Origin of the sequence: Actinomycetospora chlora (genome assembly GCF_039542135.1) — a bacterium.
Taxonomy (GTDB): domain Bacteria; phylum Actinomycetota; class Actinomycetes; order Mycobacteriales; family Pseudonocardiaceae; genus Actinomycetospora; species Actinomycetospora chlora.
The window spans coordinates 1-14,913 of sequence record NZ_BAABHO010000066.1 but is presented as its reverse complement, the minus strand read 5'-3'; the positions used below and the strand labels follow the sequence as shown (position 1 = coordinate 14,913).

Genomic DNA, 14,913 nt, shown 5'->3' with positions numbered 1-14,913 from the left:
GCCGCGTGTGGTCCGGGTGACGCTGCGCGGATGCGCTTCGGGTACGCGGACTCCCCCCGCGGCCAGCTGCACTACGCGGAGGCCGGCGCGGGACCGGTGGTGCTGCTGCTGCACCAGTGCCCCCGCTCGCACGACGAGTTCCGCGAGCTGCTGCCGTTGCTCGCCACCGACCACCGCGCCATCGCGATGGACATGCCCGGCTACGGCCAGAGCCACGGGCTGCCCGCGCCGCAGACCATCGAGGACTACGCCCGTGGCGCGCTCGACCTCCTCGACGCCCTCGCGATCGACCACGCCGCCGTGCTCGGGCACCACACCGGCGGGGCGGTGGCCCTCGAGGTCGCCGCGAGCGCCCCGGAGCGCGTCACGGGCGTCGTGCTGTCCTCCGCGCCGTGGGCCGACGAGGCCTTCCGCACCGCGCGGCGGGACGGCCCGGGCGTCGACGACGCCGAGCGTGACGACGACGGCATCCACCTCACGACGTGGTGGGGCCAGCGGGCGCCGCACTACCCGGAGCCGGTCGCCCCGCTGCTCGACCGCCTCGTGCGCGACGCCCTGGCGCCGGGCGTGGACCCGCGGGAGGGTCACCTCGCCTGCCGGCGCTACGCGATGGAGCGACGGGCGCCGCTGGTCCGGGCACCGGCGCTGGTGCTCACCGGGGACGCCGACCCGTTCGCGCTGCCCGCCCTCGACCCGCTGGCCGACGCGCTCACCGGCGCCGCGTCGGTCACCCGCGCCGTCATCGCCGACGGCACGCTCGCCCTGATGGAACGGCACGCCGACGAGGTCGCCGCCGAGGTCCGTCCCTTCCTGGCCACCCTTGACGCTGCCGAACCGGCAGGACGAGCGTGACGCCACCACCACGGTGAGGAGGACCCATGGCCGCTGTCGCCGTGGACGCCCCGCAGCAGCCGGACGCCGGCTGCCCGAACTCCGTCCTGGGCAAGGCCCGCCTGATCCTGGGCGCGTTCGAGGCCGGGGCGTACCGCCTGCGCCTCACCGAGCTCAGCCGGCGCTCCGGTGTCGCCAAGGCGTCCTGCTACCGGATCGCGCAGGAGCTGGTGCAGTGGGGACTGCTCGAGCGTGTCGGCGACTCCTACCAGCTCGGGCTCGCCGTCTTCGAGCTCGGCCAGCGCGTCCCGGTCTCCGCGGTGCTGCGCGTGGTCGCCCGGCCGCTGCTGGTCGACCTCTTCGCCGCCACCCGCGCCACCGTCCACCTCGCCGTGCTCGAGGGCAGCCACGTCCTCTACGTCGAGAAGGTCGCGGGCGAGGCCAACATCCTCACCCACTCCGAGGTCGGCGGCCGGCTGCCCGCGACCTGCACCGCCACCGGCAAGGTCCTGCTCGCCACCCGTCCCGAGGGCGAGGCCGTCGTCGCAGGCCTGGACGGGACGCCGCTGGTCCGCCCGACGTCGCGGAGCACCCCGACGCCCGAGGCCCTGCGCGCCCAGCTCGTCGAGGTTCGCCGGGCCGGGTTCGCCGTGGAGCTGGAGGAGACGAAGGTCGGCTTCGGCAGCGTCGCGGTGCCGGTCGTCGGCGCCGACGGGTCGGTGTCCGCGGCGGTGTCGACGACGCTCCCGGCCGACCGGATCGCGACGGCCCGCCTCGTCCCCGCGCTCCGGGCGACGGCGAACGGCATCGCCCGCGCCGTCGAGCGCCGGCTGCTCGAGCGCGGCGCGGGCGCCGAGGTGCCGACCCCGCTCCTGTGATCGGTCAGCGGACGAGGGACGCCGTCCAGATCCCGGCGAGCCAGGCCGCGTAGGCCTCGTCGCTCCAGCCCTGCCGGTCCACGAGGGTGAGCCACAGCGCGCCGTCGGTGGTGGCGAAGAGGATGTCGCGGCAGGCGTCCTCGGTGACGGCCAGCCGCCCGGTGGCCACGGCGGCCCGCGCGTGCTCGCCCAGGCTCTCGAGGCGGGCCCGGTCGATGGTGTCCAGCAGCTCGGCCGCGGCCGGGTCGGCACCCGCGGCGCCCCGGACGGCCCGGAGCAGCCGCGCTGTGCGCCGCATGATCGCCGTGTTGACGGTGGCGAACGCGGTCAGCCGGGTGGCGAGGTCCGGCTCGGCGAAGACCGCGCGCAGCTCGGGGCGCTCCAGGAGGTGGACGTCGCGGTCGTCGCCGCCGACGGCGACGTCCCACGCACGGTGCAGGACACCGACCTTGGTGCCGAACGCGGCGTAGACCGTCTCGACGGCGACGCCCGCGGCCGCCGCGACCTGCGTGAGCGTCGTGGCCCCGTAGCCCTGCGCCACGAAGAGGTCGTGGGCCGCGGCGAGGACGCGCCGCTGGTTCTCCTGCGCCTGCTCGCGGCGGCGCGAGGAGTCGTAGCGCCTCTTGACGCCGTCCGACATTCGCCCCACCCTTTCTGTATTCGATACGGCACCACTGTAGTGGAGGCGAGCGCGATGGCCGAGGTCGACGCGTTCCTGGCGGACATGCTGCCGCGGCAGCTCGAGGCGGAGCGGGCGCTGTGCGGCGGCGACGCGGACGCGCGGGAGGACACGTGGTCGTCGCGGGACCCGGTGACGCTGTTCGGCGCCGCGGTGGCCCTGCGGCGGGGGCGGGCCGAGGTCGGCGGGACGTTCGCGTGGCTCGCCGGCCGCTTCGATGGCAAGCGCCTGGAGCACTACGACCTCGAGCTCGTCGCGGCCGGGGCCAGCGGCGACCTCGCCTACACCGCGGGCTTCGAGCACAAGACGTTCGCCACCGCCGACGGCCCGCTGAGCTACACCCTGCGCGTCACCCACACCTACCGCCGCGAGGACGGCCGGTGGCGGATCGTGCACCGCCACGGCGACCGGCCGCCCGAGGGGACCTCGCTGCCCGTCCTCAGATGACCCCGCGCGCCCGCAGGTCCGCCCGCCCGGCCGCGTCGATCCCGATCTCGGCGAGGACCTCGTCGGTGTGGGCACCCAACGGCGGGCCGAGGTGGTCGACCCGCCCCTCGACACCGCTCAGGCGCGGCACCGGGGCCTGCACGAGCAGGCTCCCCAGCTCGTCGTCGGGCACACGGCGGAACACCTCGCGGGCCACCATCTGCTCGTCGGCGACGAGATCGGCGATCGTGTAGACGGGCGCGGCGGCGATCTCGGCGGCCTCGAACACCGCCATCGCGTCGTCGAGCGTGCGGTGCGCGACCCAGTCGGCGACGACGGCGTCGACCTCGGTCGCGCGGGCCAGGCGGCGCTGCGGGTCGGCGAACTCCGGGTCCTCGGCGAGGTCGGCGCGCCCGATCGCGCCGAACACCCGCAGCGCGACGGTCGGCGCGCTGCCCGACATCGCGATCCAGCGGTCGTCGGCGGTGCGGTAGGTGTTGCGCGGGGCCGAGATGTCCCAGCGGTTGCCGGTGCGCCCGGGCACCCGGCCGGTCGCGTCCCACGTCAGCAGCGACTGCTCGATGAGCCGGGCCAGGGGGTCGACGAGGTTGACGTCCACGAGCCGCCCCTCGCCGGTGCGGGTGTCGCGCTCGTAGAGGGCCACCATCACTGCGTACGCCGCCGACAGCGACGCGACGCCGTCGGCGAGCATGAAGGCCGGGAGGGTCGGCGGGCCGTCCGGCTCGCCCGTGAGGTGGGCGAACCCGCTCATCGCCTCCCCGAGCGTCCCGAAGCCCGGGTGCTCGGCCTTCGGCCCCTCGAGCCCGAAGCCGGTCACGTGCAGCACGACGACGCGGGGGTGCTGCGCGCGCAGCCGCGCGTAGTCGAGCCCCCAACGCCGCAGCGTCTGCGGGCGGGTGTTGACGACGACGACGTCGCACGACGCCGCGAGCCGGCGCGCGACGTCCTGGCCCTCCGGTTCGCGCAGGTCGACCGTCACCGACCGCTTGTTGCGGGCGACGCTCTTCCACATCAGCCCGACGCCGTCGCGCTGGGCGCCCCACCCGCGGATCGCGTCGCCGACGCCCGGCGGCTCGAGCTTGACGACGTCCGCCCCGAGCTCGCCGAGGTAGGTGGCGGCGAGCGGCCCCGCCGCGAGCGAGGCCATGTCGAGCACGCGGAGGCCCGCGAGCGGGAGGGCGGTCACGGCCGGACCCTACGTCTCGCGATCGACAGTCCAGACTGCACAGTTCAGGCTGACGGTCTATCGTGGAGATCGTGACGGACACCCAGCAGCTCAGCGGATCCGCCGTCCGGGCCGCGCACGAGGTGCGCGTGGCGGTCGGGCGGCTGCGCCGGCGCCTGCGCGAGTCGTCGGAGCGCGACGAGCTGACGCCCTCGCAGACGTCGCTGCTCAGCCGGCTCGACCGCGACGGCCCCCGCACGGCCAGCGAGCTCGCGGCCGCCGAGGGCGTGCGCCCGCAGTCGGTGGCGGTGTCGGTCGGCGTGCTGGAGGAGCGCGGCTTCGTGACGCGCCGGCCCGATCCCGGGGACGGCCGACGCCAGACGATCTCGCTGGCGCCCGCCGGGCGCGCGTTGCTGGACAGCACCCGCGCCGCCGGCGAGGAGTGGCTGGCCCGCGCGCTGCACGACCGGCTGACCGAGGACGAGCGCGCCACGGTGATCACCGCGATGGGCCTGCTCGACCGGATCAGCAGCCGGTGACCGCCGCCCTGCAGCGCCTGAGCCCGCACGCGGCGCCCGCGCCCGACCGCTTCGACCGGCGCCTGGTCGCGCCCATGATCCTCGGCGCGATCCTCAACCCGATCAACTCCTCGATGATCGCGGTCGCGCTCATCCCCATCGGCATCGCGCTCGGGGCGCCGCCGTCGCAGACCGCGTGGCTCGTGTCGGGGCTCTACCTCGCCACGGCGATCGGCCAGCCGGTGGTGGGACGCCTCGTCGACCTCTACGGCGCCCGGCGGCTCTTCCTCGTCGGCGCGACGCTCATCGGCGTCGGCGGGCTGGTCGGCGCGCTGGCCCCGTCGATCGGGGTGCTCGTGCTGGCCCGGGTGCTGCTCGGGCTCGGCACGTGCGCCGGCTATCCGGCGGCGATGACGCTGATCCGCGGCGAGGCCGGCCGCACCGGGCAGGAGAGCCCGGCGGGCATCCTCACGGTCCTCGCGGTGTCCACGCAGACGGTCGCGGTCATCGGCCCGACGCTCGGCGGCTTCCTCATCGGCGCCGGCGGCTGGCGCGCGACGTTCACCGTCAACGTGCCGCTCGCGCTGGCCTGCCTCGTGCTCGGCGCGCTGTACCTGCCCCGCGCGGCGGCCGCCGGCGGCGGCGTGCGCGCGGTCGCCCGGGCGGTCGACCCGGTCGGGATCGCCCTGTTCGTCGCCACCCTCGTCGCCCTGCTGCTCTTCCTCACGCACCTGAGCGCCGACCTGTGGTGGCTGGTGGCGGTGACGGTCGTGGCCGGCGCGGCCCTCGCGTGGTGGGAGCTGCGGACGCCCGCGCCGTTCCTCGACCTGCGGCTGCTCGGCGGCAACGGGCCGCTGCTCGCGACCTACGGGCGCTCCTACCTCGCGGCGATCACGTCGTACGCCCTGCTCTACGGCTACACGCAGTGGCTCGAGGAGGGCCGGGGGCTCTCGCCGCAGGTCGCCGGGCTCGTCCTGCTGCCGATCTTCGGCGCCGGGATCGTCGTGTCGACGGTGACGGGCCGGCGCAGCGAGATCCGCGGCAAGCTCGTCGTCGGCGCGTTCTCCCAGGTGCTGGTCGCGGTGCTGCTGCTGTTCGTCGGCGGCGGCAGCGCGATCTGGTTCCTGCTCGCCCTGGCCGTGCTCGCCGGCGTACCGCAGGGCCTGAACAACCTCGCCAACCAGAACGCCGTCTACTTCCAGGCCGACGCGGAGCGTCTCGGGTCGTCGGCGGGGCTGATGCGGACGTTCTTCTACCTCGGCGCGATCACGGCGTCGGCGGCCAACGGCATCGTCTTCCGCGACGGCGCCACCACCCCGGGCGTGCACGAGCTCGCGGTCGTCATGATCGTGGCGTCCGGGCTGTTCCTGGTGCTGACCCTCGCCGACCGCTCGCTCGCGCGCGTCAGGCCCGGCTCGCCTCCCGCGGCCGCAGGTAGATGAGGCCCTCGCGCCGCGGGGCACCGCTGCGCGGCTCGCTGGGCTCCCGCGCCGCGGGCACGTCGACCGTGGGCGCCTCGTCCGGGACCGGGTCCCCCGGCTCGTCCGCGCCGAGCCGGCGCTCGAGCGCGACGATCCGCTGCTGGGCGCGGGCGACGAGGTCGGGGTCGTCGGTGCGGTCGAGGGCGGCCACCAGCCAGTTCACCGCGCCGCGGTCCCAGCGCCCGGGCTGCGGGGCGTGCGCGGCCGAGCGCTCGGCGAGCGTCACGCCGAGCCGGTAGAGGGCCTCGGGGGCGAGGTCGTCGGGCGGCACCTGGGTCGCGAGCCAGAGGGCGACCTGGTCCTCGCCGCGGGCCAGCGCCACCCGCGCGACGCGGGCACGGTCGGCGGCGTCGAGGCGGTGCCACAGGTCGCGGGCGAGCTCCTCGGGCACGGGCCACCCGCCGGGGCCGTCGGCGAGGCGGGCGAAGACCCGGTCGGCCGCGAGGCGGGCGCGGCCGCCGTCGGTGGCCACCTCGTGCAGCAGCCGCATCCCGCCGTGGTCGGTGCGGACGAGCTCGCGGGCGGCGCGGCGCAGCCCGCCGCGGCCCGGGGCCGGGACGCCGAGCGCGGCCAGGTGCACGGGCGCGACCTCCGCGAGCAGGGCGGGCGTCAGCGGCAGGGGGACGCCGAGGCGGTCCCAGTCGACCGCGGTGCGCAGCAGCGCGAGCGGCACGAGCGACGACCAGCCGACGGGGTCGAGCACGGCGCGGGCCCGCGCGATCGGCCGGACGTGCTCGCCGAAGGGGCGGCCGTCGTCCGCGGGCGGGACCTCGACCAGGGCGGCGTCGAGCACCGCGTGGGTGGCCGGCTCGAGGAAGGCGTCGAGGAAGCCGCGGCGGGTGGTCACGACGAGGCGGACCGTGGGGTCGAGCCCGGCGACCAGGTCGCCGGTGATCTGGTCGAGCAACGCCGGTGGGGCGTCGTCGACGAGGACGACGGCGGGGCCGGACCGGGCGGCGAGGGTGCGCGCCTGACCGACGGCGGCGGCGAGGTCGGCGGTGTGCGGGTCGGCGACCGGCAGCAGCAGCCCGTCCCCCAGCATGCGGCGCAGCGCGCGGTGCACGGCCCGCGAGGTCCCGGCCAGACGCTGGCCCGCGACCACCACGAGCGGGCGCTCGGCGCCCAGCGCGTCCTCGAGGGCGTCGTCGACCGGCCGCGGCACGTACGCCGCGGCCGCGTCGCCGTCCCGGACCCCGACGACCTCGGGCCCGGCCTCCGCCGTCCGTCCGGCGCCGTCGAACGGCGTGCCCGCGCGCTGACCTCGCTGACCTCGTTGCCCCCTGGCCATCCACGCAGTGTCACCACTCCACGACCGAGTGACCAGTCGACGATCTCGATCTCACCCGTTTGCCCGGCGCGTCGCGCGCGTCGCCAGACGGCGACGTCGGGTAACGCCGGGTCGGGGCGCGCGTGGGGGATCAGCTCGCGATCGCGATGTCGGCGTGGTCGGCCTGGTCGGCGGAGAAGACGACGCCGCGACGGCTCCCGACGACGACGCGGTACGAGTCCGAGGCCTCGGCGGAGATGCTGTAGCTGAACCGGCACGCGTTGCCGTACCCGTAGCTGCTGCTCGACGTGCTCACCACAGAGCCGGAGCCGAGCGCTCCCTGGCCGACCTGCTGGCCCTGCTCGTCGTAGACGAGGACCGAGAGGCCGGGCTCGAGGTCGCTGTACCACCCGGTGCCGTTGCAGGAGGTCCCGACGGCCAGGTAGTTGCTCGCGTAGAAGGTCACGGTGCCGCTGACGGTCGTCGCCGGCGCGAGCACGGTGCCGAAGAGCCCGAGGACGACCACGACCGCGCCGACGGCGCCGAGGATCCAGGGCCAGCGCGGGCGCCTGGCGTGCGGGGCGATGACCGGGGCCATGCCCGCCGGCCCGCCCAGCCCGGCGGGCGGCGGGCCCCAGGAGCCCATCGGGGGCACGGGCCCGGTCGTCGGCGGGCGCATCGGCGGGCCCGGGACGGGCATCGGCCCGGACCACGGCGCCGGGCTGCCGACCTTCACCGGCCGTCGGAACTGCTGCGTCTGCGCGTCGTCGATCACCAGGACCCCCGATCCCGTGGCGCGCCGGGTGCGCCGCCATGCCGCCTCTCTCGCCGCCGCGACCTGCGGCGTTACTGCTGTCGCCCGCGGGGGTGAACGCCGTAACGCGAGGGACCGGCCGCGGCGATGCCGAGGCGTCGGGCCACCGCGGCCCGCGCCTCGTCGGGGGGATCCAGCTCATGTCCACGTGCCGCTGCGGCGCACCACTCGCTCCGTCCGCCACCGGCTGCCCGCGATGCGGGGCCCGTCCGCTCGGGCCCGGCGCGGGGCCGCGTCCGGTGCCGCGTCCGGTGCCGCGTCCGGTGCCGCGTCCGGTGCCGTCGATGCCGCGGTCCGCGGTCACGACCCTGGCGCGCCCGGCGACCCCGGTCGCGGTCGTGGCGCCGCCGCTCGCGCCGCCCGCGCCGACGCACAGCGCCGGCGCCCCCGCCTGGATGGGCTGGACCGTCGCCGTGGCGGGCCTGCTCGTCGCCGGCCTCCTCGTCGCGGTCGGCGTGCTGGTGCTCCGCCCGCCGTCGGTGACGGTTGCGGCCCCGGCGCCGGTCACCACCACCCGCACCGTCACGCCCGCACCGTCCGCGGGTGACTCCGTCAGCGGGTACCGCAGCGCCACCGACTCCGAGCCGACCAGCGCCGCTCTGCTCTCCGAGGGCGTCGACGCCGACCGCTGGCAGGTCGAGGCCCTCGTCGGGAGCTGGGTGCCCCAGCTGTCGTCCAAGCGCGTCGGCACCGTCGCCGACGGCATCACCTACGACAGCACCGCGATCCTCGCGCACCGCAACCAGCTGGCCGACCGGTACGGCCCGGTCCTGCTCCTCGACTCCTCGGACTGGCCGGTGTTCCGCGAGAGCGGCTACACGGTCGTCGTCGCGGCCCACCCGTTCGCGACCGCCGCGCAGGCCAACGCCTGGTGCAGCGCCCAGGGCCTCGGCGCCGACGACTGCTTCGCCAAGCGCCTTGCGCACATCGGCAGCTCCGCCGACAACACCGTGATGCGGGGCTGATGACGATGACCACCGTTCACCCGTTCCACACCGCGCCCCGGCACCGACCGGCGCCCGCGTCCGCCGTGCCCGACCTCGCCACCCTCGTGCCGTGGCGGGCGTGGCTGCACCACCCCGCCCTGCGGACCGCACCGGTGGTCCTCGTCCTGGCGCTGATCGTCGTGCCGCCGCTCGGCCTGCGGCTCGCCGCCGACCACCTCGACGCGGCGGTCCTCCTCTTTGCCGCCTACTTCGGCGCGGCGTGGTGGCTCGTCCTGCGCACCGTGCTGCAGCCGGTCTCGCCCGGCCGCGGCCTCGAGGGCACGCTCGTCGGCCTCGCGCTGATCACGCAGGTGCCGCTCGCGATGTGGCTGGAGGAGCTGCTCGAGGCAGACTCGGAGCACCTCCTCGCCGGGATCGTCACCGTCGGCGTGCCCGAGGAACTCGTGAAGGCGCTGCCTGTGGCGGCCATCGTTCTCTGGCTGCGTTCGCGCGGGCGGCTGCTCGCGCCCCGCGACGTCCTGTTCCTCGGAGTCGTCAGCGGCATCGTGTTCGGCTGCGCCGAGGCCGTGCACTACGTCCTTGACTACTACGTCGACGTCGTCGGGCGGCAGGACGCGCTGGCGGTGCTGTGGCGTCTCGTCGCCAACCCCGTCGTGCATGGCGCCTGGGCCGGCATCGCCGCGTACTTCGTCGGGCTGGCCGCGTCCCGGGAGCCTGCGCAGTGGGCGCCGCTCGCCGGTCTCGGCCTCGGGCTCGCCGCAGTCCTGCACGGCGTCAGCAACTGGGTAGCCGACAGCTGGGCCTGGGTGCTCGTCGCGGGCGTGAGCGCGCTGCTGCTCCTCGCGTACTCGACGGTCGGCGTGCCGGCACGCGTCCAGGCCGACCCGCCGACCACGCCCATCGCCTTCCGCGGCCCCGACGGACGCTGGTGGGCATGACCGTCAGACCTCGGCGCGCTCCCGCACGAGGGTGACGAACGCCGTCGCGGCCGGGCCGAGCGTGTCGTCCCGGCGCAGCACGAGGTAGAGGCAGCGCTCCACCGGGTCGCCCTCGACGCGGGCGACGCGCACGCCGTCGCGTCCGTGGCGCTCGAGCGCCCAGGCGCTGACGACGCCGACGCCCTCGCCGGCGGCGACGGCCGCGATGACGCCCTCGTTGGTGTCGCGGATCGTCCAGCGCTGGTCGGTGATCAGCGGGGTGCCGCGGCCGGCCAGGGCGTCGGTGAACGAGCGCCGCGTGCCCGAGCCCTCCTCGCGCTCGACCAGCGGCGTCGCGGCGAGCTGCGCGACGGTCAACGTGTCGCCGGCGTCGTGGTCGCGCGGCACGGCGAGGACGATCTCGTCGGCCCCGACGACCACGGTGTCGAGGTCGTCGCCGTCGGGCTCGGCGCCGGCGAGCCCGACCTCGGCGGTGCCGTCGCGCAGCGCCGCGAACACCCCGGACGAGTCGGTGGCGACCACGTCGACGTCGAACTCGGGCTGCTCCTGCGCGAACGCCTCGACCAGGTCGGGCACGAGGAACTCGGCGGGGATACTGCTCGCCGCGACGGACACGGAGGTCGCCTCGGCGTAGGGGTCGTCGGTGCTCTGCTCCGGGGTGGTCACGGCGGTGTGCGTACCCGGTGGGCGAGGCCGTCACCCGGCTCCGGACGCCCTGCCGACACCGCTGGTCAGCGGCATCGCTAGCCTTTTCGGACGCTGCGGGAGTCGGGGGGCGGAGATGCGCACGACCAGGCCACGGAGGGTCCTCACGTTCGGGACCTTCGACCTCTTCCACGTCGGGCACCTCCTGCTGCTCGAGCGGGCCGCGACGTACGGCGAGCTCGTGGTCGGGGTCCCGGTCGACGACCTCGTGCTGGCCAAGAAGGAACGACGCCCCGTGTTCCCGGACCACCACCGCGTGGAGATCGTGCGGGCACTGCGCTGCGTCAGCGGCGTGTTCCTCGAGGAGGGCCCGGGCCTCAAGCGGCGCTACCTCCTCGAGCACCGCGCCGACCTGCTCGTCATGGGCGACGACTGGGCCGGGCACTTCGACGAGCTCGGGGACGTCTGCGAGGTCGTCTACCTCCCCCGCACCCCGTCGATCTCGACGACGACGACGATCGAGGCGATCGCCGCGTCGGTCGAGGTGCCGGCCGAGCTCCGGGCGGACCGTGCTCCGGCGGCGTGACCGCCACCCGGTCCGACGGCGCCCCGCCCTGCCCACGGGGCTGCTCGGCCGCCTGGCGCTCGGCGCGCTCCGGGCGCTGAACCACGTCGTCGCCGAGCGGGACACCCTCGCCGTGCTCGTCGGGATCCCCGACGTCGAGGACGGCATGATCGCCGTCGCCGACGAGCTGCTCGCCCGCGGCCGCGAGGTCGTGCTGCTGACGGCGGGGACGCGTGTGCCGGAGGGGTTCCACGACCCGCGGGTGCGGACGATCCCGCGGCGCGACCCGCGGGCGGTGTGGGCGTACCTGCGGGCGCGCGACGTCTTCACCACCCACGGCGTGTACGGCGAGCGCGGCGGCCCGACGCGCCAGCGGCTGACCTACGTCTGGCACGGCGAGTCGACCGGCAAGCGGATCGACCGCTACCTCGGCGGGCCCGCCAAGCCGTCCTCGACCGCCCCGGTGCTCTCCAGCGTCGGGCAGGCGTTCCGCTGCGCCGAGTTCGGGCTGGCGCCGCGGTCCGTGCCGGTCGTCGGCGCGCCCCGCAACGACCGGATGCTGCGCGCGCCGCGGGGCCCGCACCCCCTGTTCATCGAGCGCGCGCCGGCGCGGTGCCGACTGCTGTGGATGCCGACCTACCGGGCCGGCGCCGTCGGGCACCGCCGCCGCACCGACTCGACCCGCGGGCAGGCCGGCCTGCCGTTCGACCGCGACGAGCTCGCCGAGCTCGACCGCCGGCTGGCCGCCCTCGACGTCGCCGTGCACGTCAAGCTGCACCCGTTCGCCGCCGACGCCTTCGACCTGCGCACCTCCGCGCTCGTGCCGCTCACCGACGCGGACCTGTGGGCCGCGGGGCTGACGACCTACACCGCGCTCCCCCGGTTCGACGGCCTCGTCACCGACGTCTCCTCGGTGTGGATCGACCACCTGCTGCTCGACCGGCCGGTGGTCGTCGCGTTCCCCGACGTCGAGGAGTACCGCGCGACCCGCGGCTTCGCCCTCGAGCCCTTCGAGGACTGGATGCCCGCGCCGGTCGCCCGCACGGTGGACGACCTCGTCGACGAGATCGCGGCGGTCGCCGCGGGCGACGACCCCCACGCCGCGCGCCGGCGCGCCCGCCGGGCCCTGCTGCACGCCCACGACGACGACCGCTCGGCCGCGCGCCTGCTCGACGTCCTCGGGGCCGGCGCGGCCCGACCGGCCTAACCGGCCCAGGTCTCGAAGAACCGCACGTCGGCGCCGCCGGGGGCCAGGCGGAAGAACTCCCACCCCGCCACCGACGCGCCGGCGGCGGCGAAGCGGGGGTCGGACACCGAGCGCAGCGAGCCGTCGGGCAGGGCGAGGACGGCGGTGTCGCCGCGGTAGGCGACGTCCACGCGCAGCGGGCGCCCGTCCTGCGGCAGCCCCTCGCGGAAGGGGTCGCTCGCGACCTCCTGCAGGGTCCCGGCGACGAGCACGCCCACGGTCCAGCGCTGGGGCGTGACCGCGAGGTGGATGTGCCCCGAGCCCTCGGGGCGGCCGTCGAGGGCGAGCAGCGCGAGCGCGCCGTACCCGTCGCCGGGCCCGAAGCCGAACACCGCGCCCAGGCGGTCGACCCGCCCGACGACGCCGGTGAGGTCCTGGAAGACGTAGCTCGCCGACGCCGCGTCGGGCAGGTGCCCGACCAGCGCGCCCCCGGTGATCGACGGCGGCGGGCTGCCGAGGGGCTGCTGCACGGTGCGCAGCGGGACGCCCTCGTCGCCGCTGGTCGGCAGTGCGCCGGCGGGGTGCGCCGACCAGCGCGTCGCCACCCGGGTGGGGATGTCGGGGAACGCCGGGGCCGCGGACGCCGTGGCGCGGTGCCCGCAGCCCGCGACGGCCAGGCCGGCGGCGCCGAGACCCAGCGCGGCGAGGACGTGTCGGCGGGTCGGCACGGCGCCCATGGTGCAGCCCGGCGCGGGCGGGCCGGCGACCACCCCCGGACGGGTGCGGCGGGCCGGTGGGGGTGGGGTCGGGACGGGTCCTACGCTCGCCGGATGCCCGCGCGGAGCACCACAGGATGATCTCGCGGCGGGCGGCGCTGTCCGTGGCCGCGGGGACGCTCGCGCCCGTGGGGCTGGTCGCCGCGGCGTGTCCCGCGACCGCGACGCCCGGCGCCGCGCCCGGCCCGCCCGGGCCCCGTCAGGCCCCGCCGCCGTAGGGCGACGACGTCCGCGCCGCCGCCGGCGCGGCCCTGCCCGCCGCCGGGGCGCTGGTGCTCGGCGCCGGGGTGTACCAGCTCTCGGGGCCGCTGCGGGTCGGGCCGGCGCAGGACCTGCTCGGCGCGGGCGGCAACCTCGCCGGCGCCGCCACGACGCTGCGCTGCACCGCGCCGGAGGCCGGCGTCGTCGTCACCGACAGCGCGGGCATCTCGGGCAACCTGCTGATCGACGGCGCGGGCGTCGCGCAGGCCCCGTTCGTGCGCGCGTTCGGGGGCGGCGCCGCGCAGCGCACGTTCCTCAACCTCTCGGTGGTCGGCAGCGCCGCGGACAACGTGCTGGTCGCCGGCGCGCAGAACGACACGTGGATCGGCTGCAACGCCCAGGAGGCGGCGCGGGACAACCTCGTGCTCGACCAGGGCGCCGGCGGGCACGCGTTCGTGCGCTGCGAGTTCAACGCCGCCGGCCGCTACGGGCTGCGCTGCGACCGCGAGATCGCCGGCGGCCCCTACGCCGTGCCGACCGACAACACGTTCGACCACTGCCTCTTCGAGCGCGAGAGCAGCAGCGGCACGGGCGTCAGCCAGGCCTTCCTGCCCGCGGTCGACGCGCTGACCTTCACCGCGTGCTCCTTCTACGCCACGGCCGCCTCGACCGGCCCGCGCCTCGACGTCCCCGGCGGCTCGGGCACCGTGACGATCGTCGGCGGCCGCATCCAGGGCTCCTCGCCGGCCGACGGCGGCACCGGGCTGCGCGTGGGCGACGCCTCCCGCGTCGTGCTGGCCGCCCAGCCCCGCTTCGAGGCCCTCGCGGCGGGCATCGAGCTCGTGGCCGGCAACCCGACCGTGCACGTGCTCGGCGCGGTGTTCTGGAACGGGGTCGGCACCCGCTACACCGGGGCCGGGCGCCCGGACACCTCGGTGCTGACCCCCACCGACCACCCCGTCCAGATCACCCGCGACCTGCCCGGGGACCGCGCGCTGACCGTCGCGCGCGGCGGCGAGCCCGGGATGCGCCTGACCCTCGGCGCCGACGGCTCGCTCGGCTGGGGCGACGGCAGCGACTACGTGCCCCGCACGCGCCTGTTCGCCGGGGCGCCCGGGGTGCTGTCGATGCCGCCGGAGCAGGCCCTGCAGAGCGGCCGCGGCCCGACCCCGGCCCGCCCGGACGCCCGCGTCGCCGGTCCCGGCGCGACGTTCTACGACACGACCCTGCGCCGCCCGGTGTGGTCCGACGGCGCGGTCTGGACCGACGCGTCCGGCGCGCCGGTGTAGCGGTCCGGTGACGAACCCCGCGCTGAGCGCGGAGTTCGTCACCGGACCGTCGTCAGCCCTCCGCCGGCGCGGTCGGGTCGCCCGGGCCCGCCGGCCGCATCGCCACCGGGACGACACGCACGGTCCGCACCGGCGTCTCGCCCGAGCGGGCCGGGGTCTCGCCGGTGCGCACCGGGGCCGGCCGGTCGCCCGACGGCCGCGCGGCGCGGGCGGCCCGGGCCGCGGCGTCGACGTGGGCCGTCTGCGGGGTCGCCCGCGCGGCCCCCGAGGCGGGTCCGGTCGGGCG

At 76.8% G+C, this 14,913-nt stretch carries 17 protein-coding genes and 1 pseudogene; 11 read left to right on the top strand and 7 right to left on the bottom strand.

All coding sequences use genetic code 11. From position 1 onward, the window contains the following. Positions 1-30 precede the first annotated feature (30 nt). Both ABD994_RS27530 and ABD994_RS27525 read left to right on the top strand, forming a co-directional pair. A complete protein-coding gene (locus tag ABD994_RS27530; protein ID WP_345423465.1) occupies positions 31-852 on the top strand; it encodes an alpha/beta fold hydrolase in 822 nt (273 codons plus the stop codon). 26 nt (positions 853-878) lie between these two features. Beyond that, positions 879-1,709: an IclR family transcriptional regulator gene (locus ABD994_RS27525; RefSeq protein WP_345423462.1), complete on the top strand. Its 831-nt coding sequence runs from the start codon at positions 879-881 to the stop codon at positions 1,707-1,709. A 4-nt stretch (positions 1,710-1,713) separates the two neighbouring features. Here the strand turns inward: ABD994_RS27525 and ABD994_RS27520 are convergent, their stop codons facing one another. Further along, positions 1,714-2,349, bottom strand: a complete 636-nt coding sequence (locus tag ABD994_RS27520) for a TetR family transcriptional regulator (protein ID WP_345423459.1) — start codon at positions 2,347-2,349, stop codon at positions 1,714-1,716. Between the two features lie 54 nt (positions 2,350-2,403). On the opposite strand from ABD994_RS27520, the gene ABD994_RS27515 reads away from it, so the two are divergent. Continuing rightward, the gene (locus ABD994_RS27515; RefSeq protein WP_345423457.1) at positions 2,404-2,835 is read left to right on the top strand and encodes a YybH family protein; all 432 of its coding nucleotides are present in this window, start codon (positions 2,404-2,406) and stop codon (positions 2,833-2,835) included. Here ABD994_RS27515 and ABD994_RS27510 read toward each other — a convergent pair. Further along, positions 2,828-4,021 (bottom strand): CaiB/BaiF CoA transferase family protein, encoded by a 1,194-nt coding sequence (locus tag ABD994_RS27510; protein ID WP_345423454.1) that lies wholly within the window; start codon positions 4,019-4,021, stop codon positions 2,828-2,830. The two genes, ABD994_RS27515 and ABD994_RS27510, sit on opposite strands and share 8 nt — an antisense overlap. A gap of 71 nt (positions 4,022-4,092) precedes the next feature. On the opposite strand from ABD994_RS27510, the gene ABD994_RS27505 reads away from it, so the two are divergent. Together ABD994_RS27505 and ABD994_RS27500 are read left to right on the top strand one after the other, a co-directional pair. Continuing rightward, entirely contained in the window at positions 4,093-4,539 is a 447-nt protein-coding gene (locus tag ABD994_RS27505) for a MarR family winged helix-turn-helix transcriptional regulator (RefSeq protein ID WP_345423451.1), read from the top strand. Next, complete coding sequence (locus ABD994_RS27500) at positions 4,536-5,960, top strand: MFS transporter (RefSeq protein ID WP_345423448.1); 1,425 nt, start codon at positions 4,536-4,538, stop codon at positions 5,958-5,960. Before ABD994_RS27505 ends, ABD994_RS27500 begins: the two co-directional genes overlap by 4 nt. Here ABD994_RS27500 and ABD994_RS27495 read toward each other — a convergent pair. Further along, positions 5,923-7,287, bottom strand: coding sequence for a hypothetical protein (locus tag ABD994_RS27495; RefSeq protein ID WP_345423445.1), 1,365 nt, complete (start codon positions 7,285-7,287; stop codon positions 5,923-5,925). The two genes, ABD994_RS27500 and ABD994_RS27495, sit on opposite strands and share 38 nt — an antisense overlap. A gap of 130 nt (positions 7,288-7,417) precedes the next feature. After that, complete coding sequence (locus ABD994_RS27490; RefSeq protein WP_345423442.1) at positions 7,418-8,041, bottom strand: hypothetical protein; 624 nt, start codon at positions 8,039-8,041, stop codon at positions 7,418-7,420. 323 nt (positions 8,042-8,364) lie between these two features. On the opposite strand from ABD994_RS27490, the gene ABD994_RS27485 reads away from it, so the two are divergent. Both ABD994_RS27485 and ABD994_RS27480 read left to right on the top strand, forming a co-directional pair. Beyond that, positions 8,365-9,045 carry a hypothetical protein gene (locus ABD994_RS27485; protein ID WP_345423440.1) on the top strand — a complete coding sequence of 227 codons (681 nt, stop codon included), beginning with the start codon at positions 8,365-8,367 and terminating at the stop codon, positions 9,043-9,045. Positions 9,046-9,050: 5 nt separating this feature from the next. Beyond that, positions 9,051-9,965 carry a PrsW family glutamic-type intramembrane protease gene (locus ABD994_RS27480; protein WP_345423437.1) on the top strand — a complete coding sequence of 305 codons (915 nt, stop codon included), beginning with the start codon at positions 9,051-9,053 and terminating at the stop codon, positions 9,963-9,965. A 3-nt stretch (positions 9,966-9,968) separates the two neighbouring features. On the opposite strand, the gene ABD994_RS27475 is transcribed toward ABD994_RS27480, so the two are convergent. Beyond that, positions 9,969-10,631: a LysR substrate-binding domain-containing protein gene (locus tag ABD994_RS27475; protein ID WP_345423434.1), complete on the bottom strand. Its 663-nt coding sequence runs from the start codon at positions 10,629-10,631 to the stop codon at positions 9,969-9,971. Between the two features lie 115 nt (positions 10,632-10,746). Between ABD994_RS27475 and ABD994_RS27470 the strand changes: the two genes are divergently transcribed. Next, positions 10,747-11,196, top strand: a complete 450-nt coding sequence (locus tag ABD994_RS27470; RefSeq protein WP_345423431.1) for an FAD synthase family protein — start codon at positions 10,747-10,749, stop codon at positions 11,194-11,196. Then, the gene (locus ABD994_RS27465) at positions 11,180-12,382 is read left to right on the top strand and encodes a CDP-glycerol glycerophosphotransferase family protein (RefSeq protein WP_345423428.1); all 1,203 of its coding nucleotides are present in this window, start codon (positions 11,180-11,182) and stop codon (positions 12,380-12,382) included. The genes ABD994_RS27470 and ABD994_RS27465 overlap by 17 nt, the downstream gene beginning before the upstream one ends. Here ABD994_RS27465 and ABD994_RS27460 read toward each other — a convergent pair. Continuing rightward, positions 12,379-13,089: a hypothetical protein gene (locus ABD994_RS27460; RefSeq protein WP_345423425.1), complete on the bottom strand. Its 711-nt coding sequence runs from the start codon at positions 13,087-13,089 to the stop codon at positions 12,379-12,381. The genes ABD994_RS27465 and ABD994_RS27460 overlap by 4 nt on opposite strands. Before the next feature lie 125 nt (positions 13,090-13,214). Here ABD994_RS27460 and ABD994_RS27455 point away from each other — a divergent pair, with 125 nt between their 5' ends. Together ABD994_RS27455 and ABD994_RS27450 are read left to right on the top strand one after the other, a co-directional pair. Continuing rightward, positions 13,215-13,355 carry a hypothetical protein gene (locus ABD994_RS27455; RefSeq protein ID WP_345423422.1) on the top strand — a complete coding sequence of 47 codons (141 nt, stop codon included), beginning with the start codon at positions 13,215-13,217 and terminating at the stop codon, positions 13,353-13,355. A 54-nt stretch (positions 13,356-13,409) separates the two neighbouring features. Further along, the gene (locus ABD994_RS27450; protein WP_345423419.1) at positions 13,410-14,627 is read left to right on the top strand and encodes a hypothetical protein; all 1,218 of its coding nucleotides are present in this window, start codon (positions 13,410-13,412) and stop codon (positions 14,625-14,627) included. A gap of 52 nt (positions 14,628-14,679) precedes the next feature. Here the strand turns inward: ABD994_RS27450 and ABD994_RS27445 are convergent. Continuing rightward, positions 14,680-14,913 (bottom strand): annotated as a pseudogene (locus ABD994_RS27445) (hypothetical protein); the annotation flags it as partial.

Excerpts from the sequence above, each read along its gene's own strand:
- ABD994_RS27480 (WP_345423437.1), top strand. The coding sequence starts at position 9,051 with ATGACCACCGTTCACCCGTTCCACACCGCGCCCCGGCACCGACCGGCG.
- ABD994_RS27470 (WP_345423431.1), top strand. The coding sequence starts at position 10,747 with ATGCGCACGACCAGGCCACGGAGGGTCCTCACGTTCGGGACCTTCGAC.
- ABD994_RS27495 (WP_345423445.1), bottom strand. The coding sequence starts at position 7,287 with ATGGCCAGGGGGCAACGAGGTCAGCGAGGTCAGCGCGCGGGCACGCCG.
- ABD994_RS27455 (WP_345423422.1), top strand. The coding sequence starts at position 13,215 with ATGATCTCGCGGCGGGCGGCGCTGTCCGTGGCCGCGGGGACGCTCGCG.
- ABD994_RS27485 (WP_345423440.1), top strand. The coding sequence starts at position 8,365 with ATGCCGCGGTCCGCGGTCACGACCCTGGCGCGCCCGGCGACCCCGGTC.
- ABD994_RS27520 (WP_345423459.1), bottom strand. The coding sequence starts at position 2,349 with ATGTCGGACGGCGTCAAGAGGCGCTACGACTCCTCGCGCCGCCGCGAG.
- ABD994_RS27525 (WP_345423462.1), top strand. The coding sequence starts at position 879 with ATGGCCGCTGTCGCCGTGGACGCCCCGCAGCAGCCGGACGCCGGCTGC.
- ABD994_RS27515 (WP_345423457.1), top strand. The coding sequence starts at position 2,404 with ATGGCCGAGGTCGACGCGTTCCTGGCGGACATGCTGCCGCGGCAGCTC.
- ABD994_RS27530 (WP_345423465.1), top strand. The coding sequence starts at position 31 with ATGCGCTTCGGGTACGCGGACTCCCCCCGCGGCCAGCTGCACTACGCG.